This is a genomic window from Deinococcus sp. YIM 134068 (genome assembly GCF_036543075.1).
Classification (GTDB): Bacteria; Deinococcota; Deinococci; order Deinococcales; family Deinococcaceae; genus Deinococcus; species Deinococcus lichenicola.
In genome coordinates, this window is sequence record NZ_JAZHPF010000007.1 from 35399 (window position 1) to 50407 (window position 15009).

Below are 15009 nucleotides of genomic sequence, written 5' to 3' on the forward strand. Positions count from 1 at the left end.
CACCGTTTCACACTGACTTTGGAGAGTGAGTATGCGTGACCAGGGACAGTCCAATCGGTCCAACTTTTTTCTCGTTCCCAACGACCCGGCGGCTCAGGCTGAGGCTGCCAGACTTTTGAAATGGAAGTGGTCGCCGCGAGCCACCGAACTTATCACTCGTTTCCCACGCCGGGGCAGAGAGGTTCATATCCTGACCGCCGATGAAGTCGAACGGCAGTTGCTGGAGGAGTACAGAGCGCACTTTCCTGCTGTTGTCGATTTGCAACGTGAGTTGGGGGGAGTGACCTACCCCACTGTGGGAGACGATGGGGACTGGGCAACCTGGGGCCTGACACACATCGCCTCTCCTGACATCTTCGAGGAAGGGGTAGAACCGACCCAATTCTGTTGCGAGTACAACACGGCCAGGCCGGACAGTTACAGTGTCTCCGGTGACGGAAGACTCTGGGATGAAATACCAGTCGCCAGAAACGCAAAAATCGCCCTTGAGAGAATCGCCGCAACTTCATACCTCGTAAAGAAGTATAGCGGCACCGGCTATGGGTTGGTTCTTCGGAACATACCGCTAGGGCGCGACGCTTTTCTACCAATTCTTCTTAAAATTGCCGACACGTTGGATTGGCCCCTGATCCCGGAGACTGAGGATGAATACGCCTCTCTCTGGTCGGGGAAGGGGGGCTGGATGGAGTACAGTTCAAGTTTCCAAGATGGAGAAACGTTGTTTTGTCATATTCACTCCGCGTCTCTAGAAGAGATTGAACGCTGTTGCAAGGAGATTGAAGGAGTCCTGCGGCTGCCGGAGCGCGATTTCAAAGCCTCACGTTCCTTTCTGCACGACTTTCCCGGACTGCACCGGGTCAAGAGTGATGTTCCCGAGGGCAAGTCATGACTCTCCCGCCATCTCGCCAGCGCGTCACCCGCGCCGACGGGCGCACCATCAACGTCGTCCGCAAGCGCGGGCACCTGAGCTACTGCTTCCACGGCTGCTGCTGCGGGCGCACCGACAAGGGCTACGCCGCCGCTCCGGTGGACGTGTACAAGGACGAGTGGACCCGGCGCAGGATTCGCAACGCCGTCCACCTCACCAAAGCCGGGTGCCTGGGGCCGTGTTCGCTCGCCAACGTCGCCCACCTCGTCTTCGACGGGCATGACGTGTGGTTCCACTCGGTGAACGATGCGTGGCTGGTGCGCGCGATCTTCGACTATATCGAGGCGATGCTAGCGGCGGACGGGTATCTGCCGCCCCCACCCGAACTCGTGGAGTACACCTTCAATTACTACGCGTGGGACGCGGCGGGAAGCATGTCTGCCGGAACGACCCCGCTGCCCCTCGCCACGCCGGACGCGCCCGCCGACCTCTCCGGCATCGCTTTCCTGACCCACGCGGACACCGACCTCCTCAACCTCCGCGCGGCGCAGGAGACGTTGCCGCCCGACTTCGGCCCGGTGACGGGCGTGGCGCTCGGCAGCGTCCGCTCCGAGGCTCAGATGGCGACGCTGCTCTCCGGCGCGGTGGGGCGGGCCGAGGTCGTCCTCGTGCGGATTCACGGCAAGTTCTCGGCGGTGCCGGGCGCGGAACTGCTGCTGGGGCACGCGCGGAAGACGGGCCAGCACCTCCTCCTCGTCAGCGGCACGAACGAGCCGGACGCGGAACTCGCGGCCCTGAGCCTCGCGCCCGCGTACACGCTCGACACGGCGCGGGCGTACCTCGCGGCGAGCGGGTGGCAGAACGCACGTGAGCTTCTACTCTCCCTCAGCGACACGTTGCGGATGACGGGGTACGGGGCCGAGCCGCCGCTGGCCCTGCCCGAACACGGCCTCTACCACCCCGACCTGCCCGAGAACGCGACGCTGGAGGACTGGCACCGCCTCCGCACGCCGGGCCGTCCCGCCGTCGGCGTCCTGCTCTACCGGGCGCACGCGCTGAGCGGGAACACGGCCTTCATAGACTCGCTCGTGACCGCGCTGGACGAGGCAGGGGCTGATGCGCTGCCCGTCTTCACGACGAGCTTGAAGGATGTGGACGGGAACGGTGATCCAAAAGCCTTCGCCCTGCTGCGGGGGGAGGTGGACGCCCTGATCTCCACCCTCTCCTTCGCTATGGCTGACGTGCAGGCGGGGGACGTGACGGCGGCGGGAGCGAACGTCGGGGCACTGGAACGGCTGGGCGTGCCCGTCGTGCAGGGCATCACCAGCGGCGGGGCGCGCGGCCCGTGGGAGACGAGTGCGCGCGGGTTGAATCCCCTCGACACCGCCATGAACGTCGCCCTCCCTGAGTTCGACGGGCGCATCATCGGCGTGCCCTTCGCCTTCAAGGAGAAGGAGGCCGGGGACGCCGCCCGCCTCGCCGCCGACCCGGAGCGGACCGCGCGGCTGGCCGGAATCACCGTCCGTCTCGCCCGCCTGCGCCACCTCCCGAACTCCGAGAAGCGCCTCGCCTTCGTCTTCACCAACTCGACCGCGAAGGCGTCGCAGGTCGGAAACGCGGTGGGGCTGGACTCCGCCGCCTCGCTGCTGCACCTCCTCCGCGCGCTGGGGGCCGAGGGGTACGACGTGGGCGAGTTGCCGGAGACGAGCGATGAACTCATGCACGCCCTCCTCGCCCGGACAACCTACGACACGACGCAACTGACGCCCGGACAACTCGCGCAGGCCGCCGCGCACGTTCCCGCCAACTTCTACCGCTCGTGGTTTGCCGACCTTCCCGACGCGCAGCAGCGCCGGATGCGGCAGCAATGGGGCGAGGCACCAGGGGAGGCTTACGTCCACGACGGCTCCCTCGCCCTCGCTGGCCTGCACTTCGGCAAGATGTTCGTCGCCCTGCAACCGCCGCGCGGCTACGGCATGGACCCCGACGCGATCTACCACACGCCCGACCTGCCGCCGACCCACCACTACCACGCCCTGTACCGCTGGCTGCGCGAGCCGCCGGAACTGGGAGGCTTCGGTGCCCACGCCCTCGTCCACGTCGGCAAGCATGGGACGCTGGAGTGGCTGCCGGGGAAGGGAGTGGGGCTGAGTGCCAAGTGCTTCCCCGATTCCCTCCTCGGCGACCTGCCCCTCTTCTATCCCTTCGTCATCAACGACCCCGGCGAGGGTACACAGGCCAAGCGGCGGGCACACGCGACGATCCTCGACCACCTGCCGCCGCCCCTCACCCGTGCGGACACCTACGGGCCGCTGGCCGAACTCGCCGCGCTCGTGGACGAGTATTACCAACTGGAACTCCTCGACCCGTCCAAGCTGCCCCTTCTCCAGGGGCAAATCTGGGACCTCGTGCAGCGGGCGAACCTGGGCACCGACCTCGGCACGATGCTGCGGCGCGACCACGGCGACCATGTTCACGAGTGGGACGAGGCGTTCACCGAGGAGGGCGTGCCCGTCACCCTGACCGAGATGAACGGTTCGGACGTGGCGCACCTGCTGGAAGACATCGACGGCTACCTGTGCGAACTGGGCATGGCGCAGATTCGGGACGGGCTGCATGTGCTGGGCCAGCCGCCCGCCGGGGAGCAGTTGCCGGAGATGCTGCGGGCGTTGACGCGCCTGGCAAACGCCGAGATTCCGGGACTGCACACGGGATTGGCCGGGGTACTGGGGCTGAACCTGGGCGACTTGCTGGACAGTCCGGGGGCGAGGTTGGAAGAAAGCGGACAACTCGCCGACCTCGCGGGCCGTCCCGTCCTGACTCATGGGGACGCGCTGGAACTGCTGGACGAACTCGCGCTGCACCTCTACCAGACACTTCGGGCGCAGGATTTCGACCTCGCCGCCATTCCTGACGTGCTGGCCCTGACGCTTGGCAATTTGGATAACTTCGGGACCCTGCCCGCCACGCTCCATTACGCTTGCCGGGTCCTCAAGCCCAATCTAGATGCCACGGGCGACGAGATCACGCACCTGCTCGCGGGCCTGTCGGGGCGCTACGTTCCCGCCGGGCCGAGTGGAGCGCCGTCACGCGGTCTCGCCCACATCCTGCCGACAGGGCGCAACTTCTACGCGGTGGACCCTCGCGCCCTACCTTCTCAGGCGGCGTGGACGGTCGGTTCGGCGCTGGCGCGGGAGGTGCTGGAGCGGCACCTGAAGGAAGCCGGGACGTACCCCGAGCATGTTGCCATCAGCGTGTGGGGCACCAGCAATATGCGGACGCAGGGCGACGACGTGGCGCAGATTCTCGCCCTGCTGGGCGCGCGGCCCGTGTGGCACCCGCAGAGCCGCCGCCTGACCGGGGTGGAACTTATTCCGCTGGAGGAACTGGGCCGTCCCAGAATTGACGTAACGGTACGCATCAGCGGCTTTTTCCGCGACGCCTTCCCCCACCTCATCTCCCTGCTCGACGAGGCGGTGAACCTCGCCATGCAGGCGGACGAGCCGGAGGAGCAGAACTACCCGCGCAAGCACTACCTCGCCGATCTCGCGGGCCGTCTCGCCGAGCTGCCACTGGAAGAAGCCCAGTCCCGCGCCGCCTACCGCCTCTTCGGGAGTGCGCCGGGCACGTATGGGGCGGGCATCCTCGACCTCATCAACGAGGGGAACTGGCAGGGCGACGCCGACTTCGCGCGCACCTTCGTCAACTGGGGCGGCTACGCCTACACCGCCGCCGAGGCTGGAACCGACGCCCGCGAGGACTTCCGCGCCCGCCTCGCCGTGACCCAACTCGTGCTGCACAACCAGGACAACCGCGAGCACGACATCTTCGACAGCGACGACTACCTCCAGTTCTTCGGCGGGATGATCGCCTCCGTGCGGAACCTCAGCGGCGTCCAGCCCCGGCACTACTTCGGGGACACGGCGAATCCGGAGCGTGCCCGCGTCCGCGACCTGGGGGAGGAGGCGCTGCGCGTGTACCGCTCGCGGGTGGTCAACCCCAAGTGGCTGGAGGGCATCCGCCGCCACGGGTACAAGGGCGGGCTGGAGCAGACGGCGACCGTGGATTACCTCTTCGGCTTCGATGCGACCGCCCAGATCGCTCACGATTTCATGTACGAGGGGGTGGCGCAGGCATACGCCCTCGACCCCGAGAATCAGGCCTTCCTGCGCGAGTCGAACCCCTGGGCGCTCAATGCCATCGCCCACCGCCTGCTCGAAGCCCACGCCCGCGAGCTGTGGAGGCCAGAGACGGAGACGCTGAATGCCCTCCAGAACCTGCTCGCCGAGAGCGAGGGACTGCTGGAGGGACGGGGGGAAGTGGTGCGGGTGGGGCTGGGCCGATGAATATTCTCACCCACCTCTTCCTCCACCGGACTAAGCTTAGTCTATGGCGGAGACAGTCAATCTTCACGCGGCCAAAACCCACTTCTCCAAGCTCGTGGACCGGGCGCACGAGGGCGAGGAAATCATCATCGCCAAAGCGGGGAAGCCTTACGCACGGCTTGTTCCCCTGGCACCAACCCGTCAGCGCGAATTTGGTTTCCTGGCCGGACAGGTTGAAATTACTGAAGATTTTGCCCGTGAAGCGATGCGTCCCCTCACCGAGGAAGAACTGGCGGACTGGGAGTGAGGCTGCTGCTCGACACCCACATCCTGCTCTGGGCGACACTCAAACCCGACCTTCTCCCCGCTTCCCTGTATGCCCGGCTGCTCAACCCGCAACAGCAACTCGTGTTGAGTGCAGTCAACGCCTGGGAAATGTCCATCAAGCATCACGCGGGCAAACTCCCCGAGGCCGCACCACTCCTGAGCGACTTTCCCGGCGTCGCCTCCCGACTGGGGGCCGAGGTGCTGAACATCACACCCGCCCATGCCATCCGGGCCGGGGCGCTCGACTGGGCACACCGCGACCCCTTCGACCGGATGCTCGTCGCGCAGGCGTTGGAGGAAGGCTTGCGGCTGGTCACGCTCGACGAGAGCATCACGTCTTACCCGCAGGCACCCATTCTGCGCTAGCCGCCGGGGGCCGCCCGTGACCCTCCCCCTCTACCCCCTCTCCGCCGTCGCCCACCAGCCGGACCTCGTGCTGGCCCTCTCCCTCCTCGCCGTCTCGCCCGACATCGGCGGCGTCCTCATCCGGGGCGACCGGGGCGCGGCGAAAAGCACGGCGGCGCGCGGGCTGGCGGCCCTGCTTCCTCCCGCGCCCGACGGCACCCCCGCCCCCTTCGTCAACCTCCCCCTCGGCGCGACCGAGGACCGGGTGGTGGGCACCCTCGATCTCGACGCGGCCTTAAGGGGCGAGGTCCGCCTGAAACCCGGCCTGATCGCGGCGGCCCACGGCGGCGTTCTCTACATCGACGAGGTGAACCTGCTCGCCGATCATCTGGTGGACGTGCTCCTCGACGTGGCCGCAATGGGCGTGAACCGCGTGCAGCGCGACGGCCTGAGCGCCGAGCATCCTGCCCGCCTCGCCCTGATCGGCTCCATGAACCCGGAGGAGGGGGGACTCCGCCCGCAGTTCCTCGACCGCTTCGGGCTGTGCGTGGACGTGCGGGCACCCGCCGCGCCGGGGGAACGCGCGGAGATCGTGCGCCGCCGGATGCGCTTCGAGGCCGACCCGGACGCCTTCTCGCGGGAGTGGGAGCGGGAGGAGGCCGCGTTCGCCGCCCGCCTCGCCGCCGCCCGTTCCCGGTTGCCGCGTGTGGTCGTGCCGGATGGACTCTTGGACACCATCGCCGCCCTGAGTGCCGGGGCAGGGGTCCGCAGCCTGCGCGCCGACCTCGTGCTGCACCGGGCCGCGCGTGCGCTCGCCGCGCTGGAGGGCCGGGAGGAGGTGCGGGTGGACGATCTGCACCGGGTCGCGCCCCTCGTGCTGACGCATCGCCGGGACCCCCGGTTGCCACCTCCGCCACCCCCTCCCCCACCGCCGCAGGAGGCGACTCCCCCGCAAACGGACGAGTCCCGGCAACAATCGTCAGACGATGCCCCCTCAGCAGACGGCCCGGAGGAGGTCTTCGCCCCCACCGCAACTGCCGCCCCGCTCACCCTGCCTCCCGTCGCCTCTTTCTCAAGCGCTAGGAGGGGAGGGAATGCCACAGGCCGCACCATCCGGGCCGTCCCCGACCCTCAACCGTCCACGCTCGCCGTTCCCGATACCCTGCGCGCCGCCCTGATCCGCACCGCCGCGACCGGGGGCGGAACCGTCACCCTCCGCCGCGAGGACTTCCACGCCCCTGTCCGCGAGGAGGCGGGCGGGCAGCGGGTTCTCTTCGTGGCCGACGCGAGCGGCAGCATGGGCACGCGCGAGCGAATGGGGGCCGTGAAGGGCGCGATGCTGGACCTCCTGCGCGAGCAGACGCGCCGGGACCGGGTGGCCCTCGTCACCTTCCGGGCCGCCGGGGCGACGCTCGACCTCGACTTCACCACCGACCCGCACGCCGCCGAGGCCGCGATCAGCCGGGCACCGACGGGGGGACGCACGCCGCTCGCCCACGCCCTGACCCTCGCCGCCGAGGTGCTGGCCGGGGAGAAGGAAGCCCACCTCGTCCTGTTTACCGACGGTCGGGCCAACGTCCCCCTGACGCCGGGGGGAGACGCCTGGGCCGACGCGCTCGCCGCCGCCCGTTCCCTGCGTGGTATGCCCGCCCTCGTCGTGGACACGGAGGCGGGGCGCGTTCGCCTGGGCCGGGCCGCCCAACTCGCGGAGGTGCTGGGGGCGGAGTTGACGGAGCTGACGCCGGGGGGTGGGACGTGAGACGCCTCGTCCTCGCCGCCCCGCACTCGGGCAGCGGCAAGACGACGGTGGCCTCGCTGCTGTGCCTCGCGCTGCGCCGCCGGGGCCTGCGGGTCGCGCCCTTCAAGCTCGGGCCGGACTACCTCGACCCCACCCACCTTACGCGGGCGGCGGGCGCTCCGGCGCGCAATCTCGACTCCTTCCTCCTCTCCCCGGAGCGGCTGCGGACCCTGTTCGCGCGGGCGGCGAGGGACGCCGACATCTGCGTGCTGGAGGGCGTCATGGGCCTGTACGACGGGCGCGACCCCGCCAGCGATACCCACTCCACCGCCGACCTCGCCCGGCTGCTGGAGGCCCCGGTCGTGCTCGTCATAGATGCGGGCGGCAGCGCGCGGACGGTGGCGGCAGTGGCCCACGGCCTGCGGACGTTTGGACCGGACCTGAACGTGGTCGGCGTCATCCTGAACCGGGTGGCGGGCGAGCGGCACGCCTCTCTCTGTGAGGTCGCGCTCTCTCAGATCGGCCTGCCCGTCCTGGGATACGTGACGCGCGATGGGGCACTTCACCTCCCCGCCCGGCACCTCGGCCTGCTGAGCGCCGAGCAGGCGAGCTGGGACGAGGGGGACGCGCTGCGCGCCGCCGCGACGCTCAGGCTGGACGCCCTGCTGGAAGCGGCGGAAGCACCCGCGCTGCCCGTCTCCATCCCGTCCGTTTCCATCTCGGAGAGACGCGCCATCATCGCCTACGCCCACGACGAGGCGTTCCACTTCTACTACCCGGACGCGCTGGACGCCCTGCGGGACGCGGGGGCCGACCTCGTGCCCTTCAGCCCTCTGCGGGACGCGGGACTGCCTCCCGGCGCGGGCGGCGTGCTGCTCGGCGGCGGCTACCCGGAGGCCCACGCGGCGGAACTGGCGGCGAACGTGTCTATGCGCGCGGCCCTCCGTGACTTCGCGGCGAGCGGACGCCCCGTGGTCGGCGAGTGCGGCGGCCTGATGTACCTCGCGGAGACGCTGGAGGACGCGGACGGGCGCGTGTTCGAGATGTGCGGCGCTCTCCCCTACCGCACCCGCATGGCCCCGCGCCTGACCCTCGGCTACCGGGACGCGACCACGCTCGCCCCCTCGCCGCTCGCCCCGGCGGGCACGCCCCTGCGCGGCCACGAGTTCCACCACAGCGTCCTCACGCACGCGCCGACGCACCCGGCCTACACCTGGACGGACGCGGCGGGGCAGCGGGTGGAGGAGGGCTACGCGCGCGGAAACGTCCTCGCCAGCTACCTGCACCTGCACCACGGGGCGGACCCGGCGATGGCGGCGCGGCTGGTGGAGGCGTGTATGTGAGGCCCCGTTCCCCGTCTCGCTGAGGGCAGGCTGCCGTCGCCCCCGATGGGACGAGGCGGCGACCAGTTGCAGCTGTCAGGGAAGCCGGACGCCGCATACCTCCGCTCGAAGAGCACTTTCGGCGCACGCCACACCGGGCCGCTCGGGTCGGACCACAGGGACCTAGACCCTCAACCCTCCCGACGACCGCCGTGGCGTGCGCCGAAGCAGGAAGTCGGGGGCCATCACCCTCCCCACTCCTCCCCCTTGAACGCCCCCGGTGCTTTATTCAACGTTAAGCCTTCGGTGGGGCCGTCGCCGGGTGAGCGCCACGTCAGGACTCCTGGCCTACACTCGGTCCAGACTTTCCGGTGTCCACGAGGCCATGACCGACCGCTCCCCCTCCTCTTCCTCCTCCCCCACCGCCCAGTTCCTCCCCGACCCGTCCGCCGTTCTGGAGGCGCTGCCCGATCCCTTCTTCGCGGTGGACGCGGGGTGGCGGTACACCTACGTCAACGTTCACGCCGCCGCGACGATGGGCACCACGCCGGAGGCGCTGCTGGGGCGGGTGTTGTGGGAATGCTTTCCCGAGGCGCTCGACACCGCGTTGAACGCCGAGTACCACCACGTCATGCGGACGCGCGGGGTGCGCGAGTTCGACCTGCATTACCCGTCGCTGGACGTGTGGGTGACGGTCAAGGCGTTTCCGCACGCGGACGGGATCGCCGTGCATTTCCGGGACGTGACGGAACGGCGGCGGGCGGAGGAGCGGCAGGGTCGGCTGCTCGAGCTGACACGCGCGCTGGCGGGGGCGACGACCGAGCGTGAGGTGCTGGAGGCGGCCCTCGCGGTGGGACTGCCCGCCCTGGGTGCCTACGGGGGGCTGCTGCTGCGGCTCGACGAGACCGGGGAGGCGCTCGTGCCGCTGCACCTCGCCGGGTACGAGGCCGACCTGCGGGGGCGCTGGCCGAGCATTCCCCTCGCGGCCCCCTTCCCCGCGAACGAGGCGGTGCGGACGGGATCGGCGGTGTTCGCGGACCGGGAACGGCTGGGCGGGTCGGCGGCGCTCGCGGGGGAGCTGTCGCCCCGCACGCAGGCCCTCGCCGCCCTGCCGCTCGCGCAAGGCGGGCAGGTGTTCGGGGCGCTCGTGCTGAGCTTCGACACGGCCCAGACCTTCCCGGCCCCACAGCGCGACTTCATGACCTCGCTCGCCGGGCAGCTCGCGCAGGCGCTGGGGCGGGCATGGGTCCACACCGAGCTGACGCGGGAACGCGCCCGCCTCGCCGCCGTCCTCGACCAGATGCCCGCCGCGATCTGGGTGGCGGAGGTTCCCTCCGGGCGGATGGTCGCGGGCAACAGCGCCATCTCGCGCATCCTGCGCCACCCGTACCGCCCCAGCGCGAACCTCGCCGAGTACGCGGGCTACGTGGGCTTCCACCCCGACGGGCGGCGCTACGAGGCCCACGAGTGGCCGCTGGCGCGGACGATCACGACCGGCCAGCCCGTCCACGAGGAGATCGAGATGGGGCGCGGCGACGGCACGCGCGGCTTCGTGAGCTACTCCTCCGCCCTGATCCACGACGAGGAGGGCCGCCCCGCCCTCGCCGTCGTGACGGGGATGGACGTGACCGAGCTGCGCGAACTCAACGCCACGCTGGAGGCCCGCGTGCGCGAACGCACGGGCGAGCTGCACGCCCGCCACGAGGAGCTGGCGGCGGAGACGGCGGCGCTCCAGGCCTTCGCCCACCTCACCGAGCGGGTGGGCCGCGAGACGGACCCCGGCGCGCTGACCCAGGCCGCCGTGCGGGTGCTCCACGGGGCGCTCGGCGAGGGCAGCACGGGCTACTACGAGCTGGAGGGCGGGCGCTGGCGGCAACGCTCCTGGGACGGGCGCATGGACGAGCAGACGCTGGAGGCCGCGCGGGCCGGATTCCCGGAGACCACGCCCCTCTTCGCGGTGCCCGCCGCGTCGGGGGGGCCGCTGTTCGCGGACGGCTGGCGTACCTCGGACAACGAGCTGGCCCCCCACACGCCCGAGTACGGGGCGCTGGCCGTCCACCCCATCACGGTCGGCGGGCGCACGGTCGGGCAACTCGCCGCCGGGCTGCGCGAGAAAGAGGCGTGGTCCGAGCGCGACCGGGCCGTCTTCCTCGCGGTGGGGCGCGCCCTCACGCTCGCGGCGGAGCGGGCCGACTTCGCCCGGCAGCTCGCCGCCCAGGGCGCGGCGCTCGCGGCGAGCAACCACGAGCTGCGGCTGCTCAACGGGGAATTGGAGGCCTTCGCCTCCAGCGTCTCGCACGACCTGCGCGCGCCCCTCCGGCACATCCAGGGCTTCGCGGGGCTGCTGCGAAAGGCCCTGGCGGCGGGCGAGACCGGGCGGGCGGCGCGCTTTCTCGGCCTGATCGAGACGGGCGCGGGGAACGCGAACACCCTCGTGGACGAACTGCTCTCCTTCGCCCGCACGGTGACGCAGGAGCTGCGCGTGGCGGACGTGGACCTCGCGGGCGTCGTGGCCGGGGTGCGCGCCGACCTCGCCCCGGACCTCACCGGGCGGGAGGTGACGTGGCGGGTGGGAGAACTCCCCACCGTGCGCGGCGACCGGGGGCTGCTGCGCCTGGTGTTCGCCAACCTCCTCTCCAACGCCGTGAAATACACCCGCCCGCGCGAGGCCGCCCTGATCGAGGTCTGCGCCGAGCGGGAGGAGGGCGCGTGGGTCCTGCGGGTCCGGGACAACGGCGTCGGCTTCGACGGGGCATACATGGACCGCCTCTTCGGCGTCTTCCAGCGGCTACACCGCGCCGACGAGTTCGAGGGCGTCGGCATCGGCCTCGCCAACGTCAAGCGCATCGTGGCCCGCCACGGCGGCGAGGTCTGGGCCGAGGGGAAGCCGGGTGAGGGAGCGACCTTCTTCCTGCGTCTGCCCCGCGAGGAGCCGGGGGTCGTCTAGCCCGCCGGGACAAAATGTACCGCTTCCAGACAGCAGAACGCATATTTTTTAGGTGTTCCGATGATTGAGAGGCCGAGGGAGACTGTGGTGTTCTGCTATTTGGTGACAATTTGTTTCTTTCCCCTTCTGGGTGAAGGGGGAGGCCCGCAGTGAACATCCTCCGGGCGATGCGGTGGCACGTCCTGTTGCGCTGGGAGGACGGGCACCGCTCGACGCTCGTCTACGAGGGACCGCTGTGGATCGGCAAGACGAGCCAGGACGTGCATCTGCTCGCCCAGGGAGAGCACGAGCGGAGGCGACAGGCCTCCCCCAGCCTGCCGGAACGGCTCGCCTACGAGGTGCTGGGCTTTCAGGAGGTCGGGCCGGTGGCTTCTCGCTCGGCGTGTCCTCGCTCGCCTCCCCCGGCGTGACGCTCGCCCTGCTCACCGTCGCGGTCGTCGGCAAGGTGGGCGGCACGCTGCTCGGCGCGCGGGCGACGGGGGTGGAGGGGCGGACGGCGTGGCAACTCGGGGTGCTGCTCAACACCCGTGGTCTCACCGAACTCGTCTTCCTCGCGGCAGGGCTACACCTCGGCGTTATCCAGCCGCCGCTCTACACCTCACTCGTGGTCGTCGCCCCCGTCACGACCCTCGCCATCGGGCCGCTCCTCGACGCGGTGGGGGGCGGCGTCCGGCGACTCCTGCTGCCCGCCGGGGAGACGATCCTCCCCGAATAACCTGGTCGGGCTAAGGGCGTCCGTGTCGTTCTCGAATGCCCTCAGCCCGGTCGTCCCCCCCAACGCGAGGTTAGAGCGACCCCTTCAAGGTCGTCGCCACCTTGAAGCTGACCTTCTTGCCCGCCGGAATCTGAATCTTCTCGCTCGTGCCGGGTTTGACGCCCGTACGGGCGGCGGTGGCCTTGACGCTGAGGGTTCCGAGACCGGGCAGGCCCACGCTCTTGCCCCCCTTGATGGCGTCCACCATCGCCTCCATCGCGGCGTTGACGACGGCCTCGCTCTGCTTCTTCGTCAGGCCCGCGCGGTCGGCGACGCCCTCGACGAGCTGCCCTTTGGCGACCTTGCCCGCCCGGCCACCCGTGTCGGCGGCGGTGTCCGCCGGGGCGCTCGTCTCCACCTCGGCGACCTCGGCCTTCTTGGGCGCGGACTTGCGGGCGGGGGCCTTCGTTGCTTTTTTGGTCATGGTCCGCATCGTGACTCCTGCACGTTCGAAACGCAAGAGTCCCGCCGCGCCCGTGGACCCGGTTCACGCCGCCTTCACCCCTTCCCGCTCCCGGAAGCCGCGCTGGTAGAACGGGGGCATGGCTGCCGTTCCCCTCGCCCAGGCCCTTCCGGCGGCGCGTCAGAGTGCGCGCGAGTTCCTGCACGGCCTCGACCCGGCCCGGCGGGTGGTCGTCTTCTGCCACTTCGACGCGGACGGCCTCGCGGCGGGGGCGCTGTTCGGGGGCGCGCTGCCCCGGCTCGGCTTCCGGGACGTGCGGGTGGTGCCCTCGGGGCGCGGGGAGTCGGCCTTCTCGGACGCGGCGCGGGCGCGGCTCACGGCGCTCGGCCCGGCGGCCCTCGTCGTCACCGACCTCGGCGTGAACGGGCGCGGCGTCCTGCCCGGCGTCCCGACCCTGTACGTGGACCACCACCAGCCCGACGGGATGCCCGGCCCGGAGGCCACCGTCGTCAGCGGCTACCCGTGGGACCCCATCCCCGCGAGCGCGTGGCTCGCCCACGAATTGCTCGCCCCCCTGACGGACATGGATGATCTCGGCTGGATCGCGGCGGTCGGAACGATCAGCGACCTCGGGGACGGTGCCCCGTGGGACGCGCTGCCCGCCCTCAAGAAACGGTACACCGCCAAATGGCTGAAGGAGGCCGTCGCCCTCGTGAACGCGGCGCGGCGGGCGAGCGCGTTCGACGTGGACACGGCGCTGGAGCTGCTGCTTGTCGCCGACGGACCGAAGGCCCTCGCCACCGATGACGCCCACGGGGCGGACCGTCTGCGCGCTTACCGGGCGGAGGTGAACGCCGAACTCGCCGTGGCCCGCCGCTCGGCCCCGAAATTCAGCGCCACGGGTCCCTACGCCCTCGTCCGCCTCCACTCCGGCGCGCAGATTCACCCCCTGATCGCCCAGCAGTGGCGAGGACGCCTGCCCGGCCACGCCGTCCTCGCCGCGAATACCGGCTACCTGCCGAACACGGTCGCCTTCTCCATGCGGACCGCCCGCGCCGACCTGAACCTCCCGCAACTCCTGCAAGGGGTGGACGTGGGCGAGGCCGGGGACAGCTACGGCCACGGGCACGATCAGGCGTCGGGAGGTCAACTTTCCCCCGAGGCGTTCAGAAGGCTTTTAAGGGGCCTCGGATTCGAGGAGAGCACTGGGATATAGGAGGGAGGCTTACTGAGGCTTCCAGGGGCCTTTCAAGGGCGTTGAGGGGCATCGGTGGAACGGGTCGGAGGTCAGGCTGGACCGCCCACCCCCATCGGCGCTTCTTGCGGCCTCCCATCGAGCGGCGGCCCGTCCAGATGATCGAGCCAGTTCTGCGGGCTGTCGTACACCGCCACCGCGCCCTCGAAGCGGTCATCCCCGCCACAGCGCAGGGCCACGGTGTTCACCCCCGCCCTCCGGGCGCTCTCCACGTCGAAGGGCGTGTCGCCCAGCATCAGCACCTCGGAGGGCGGCAGGCCCAGCTTCGTGACGGCGGCCCGCACGATGTCCGGCTCCGGCTTGGACGCCTCCACGTCCGACGCGGTGGTGTGCTCGGTGAGCAGGTCCGCGACGCCAGCGACCTTCAGCAGGTCCTCCACCAGCGCCTCGTCCGCCGAGGTGCCCACGATCAGGCGCAGGCCGCGCGCCCGCAGGGCCTCCATCAACGCCCGCGCGCCCGGCTGACCCCTGAGCTGCGGCAGCTCCTCCTGAAAATGGCGTTTCCAGCCGTCGCTGAGGGCCTGGTAACGCGGGTCGTCCTTCCCGATGCCCGTCACGCGCGGCACGAGCTGATCCCCCCCCATACCGATCATGGGCCGGACCTGCCCGAACGTCACCTCCAGGCCTGCCTCCGCGAACGAGCGCACCCACGCGCGGGCGTGCGCGTCATTGCTGTCCACGAGGGTCCCGTCGATGTCCACGATCACGCCACGGTACTTGGTCAT

Annotated in this window: 12 protein-coding genes; 10 read left to right on the top strand and 2 right to left on the bottom strand. The window is 70.4% G+C overall.

Annotated features, from left to right (window positions below):
- The first annotated feature begins 31 nt into the window (after window positions 1-31).
- The 9 genes from V3W47_RS09105 to V3W47_RS09145 all read left to right on the top strand — a co-directional run bounded on the left by V3W47_RS09105 (window position 32) and on the right by V3W47_RS09145 (window position 12587).
- On the top strand, window positions 32-889 hold the full coding sequence (locus tag V3W47_RS09105; RefSeq protein ID WP_331824892.1) for a hypothetical protein: 858 nt from the start codon (window positions 32-34) through the stop codon (window positions 887-889).
- A complete protein-coding gene (cobN, locus tag V3W47_RS09110; RefSeq protein WP_331824893.1) occupies window positions 886-5214 on the top strand; it encodes a cobaltochelatase subunit CobN in 4329 nt (1442 codons plus the stop codon). Before V3W47_RS09105 ends, cobN begins: the two co-directional genes overlap by 4 nt.
- Before the next feature lie 43 nt (window positions 5215-5257).
- Window positions 5258-5500, top strand: a complete 243-nt coding sequence (locus V3W47_RS09115; protein ID WP_331824894.1) for a type II toxin-antitoxin system Phd/YefM family antitoxin — start codon at window positions 5258-5260, stop codon at window positions 5498-5500.
- Window positions 5497-5886 (top strand): type II toxin-antitoxin system VapC family toxin, encoded by a 390-nt coding sequence (locus V3W47_RS09120; RefSeq protein ID WP_331824895.1) that lies wholly within the window; start codon window positions 5497-5499, stop codon window positions 5884-5886. The genes V3W47_RS09115 and V3W47_RS09120 overlap by 4 nt, the downstream gene beginning before the upstream one ends.
- Window positions 5887-5902: 16 nt before the next feature.
- Window positions 5903-7624, top strand: a complete 1722-nt coding sequence (locus V3W47_RS09125; RefSeq protein WP_331824896.1) for a VWA domain-containing protein — start codon at window positions 5903-5905, stop codon at window positions 7622-7624.
- Window positions 7621-8946 carry a cobyrinic acid a,c-diamide synthase CobB gene (locus V3W47_RS09130; RefSeq protein ID WP_331824897.1) on the top strand — a complete coding sequence of 442 codons (1326 nt, stop codon included), beginning with the start codon at window positions 7621-7623 and terminating at the stop codon, window positions 8944-8946. Before V3W47_RS09125 ends, V3W47_RS09130 begins: the two co-directional genes overlap by 4 nt.
- 364 nt (window positions 8947-9310) lie before the next feature.
- Window positions 9311-11872 carry an ATP-binding protein gene (locus V3W47_RS09135; protein ID WP_331824898.1) on the top strand — a complete coding sequence of 854 codons (2562 nt, stop codon included), beginning with the start codon at window positions 9311-9313 and terminating at the stop codon, window positions 11870-11872.
- Between the two features lie 167 nt (window positions 11873-12039).
- Window positions 12040-12282: a hypothetical protein gene (locus tag V3W47_RS09140; protein ID WP_331824899.1), complete on the top strand. Its 243-nt coding sequence runs from the start codon at window positions 12040-12042 to the stop codon at window positions 12280-12282.
- Window positions 12255-12587, top strand: a complete 333-nt coding sequence (locus tag V3W47_RS09145) for a cation:proton antiporter domain-containing protein (RefSeq protein WP_331824900.1) — start codon at window positions 12255-12257, stop codon at window positions 12585-12587. Before V3W47_RS09140 ends, V3W47_RS09145 begins: the two co-directional genes overlap by 28 nt.
- Before the next feature lie 70 nt (window positions 12588-12657).
- Here V3W47_RS09145 and V3W47_RS09150 read toward each other — a convergent pair whose 3' ends face one another.
- Window positions 12658-13050, bottom strand: a complete 393-nt coding sequence (locus tag V3W47_RS09150) for an HU family DNA-binding protein (protein ID WP_331824901.1) — start codon at window positions 13048-13050, stop codon at window positions 12658-12660.
- 118 nt (window positions 13051-13168) lie between these two features.
- Here V3W47_RS09150 and V3W47_RS09155 point away from each other — a divergent pair, with 118 nt between their 5' ends.
- Window positions 13169-14245, top strand: coding sequence for a hypothetical protein (locus V3W47_RS09155; protein WP_331824902.1), 1077 nt, complete (start codon window positions 13169-13171; stop codon window positions 14243-14245).
- Between the two features lie 71 nt (window positions 14246-14316).
- Here V3W47_RS09155 and V3W47_RS09160 read toward each other — a convergent pair whose 3' ends face one another.
- Window positions 14317-15009, bottom strand: coding sequence for an HAD family hydrolase (locus V3W47_RS09160; protein ID WP_331824903.1), 693 nt, complete (start codon window positions 15007-15009; stop codon window positions 14317-14319).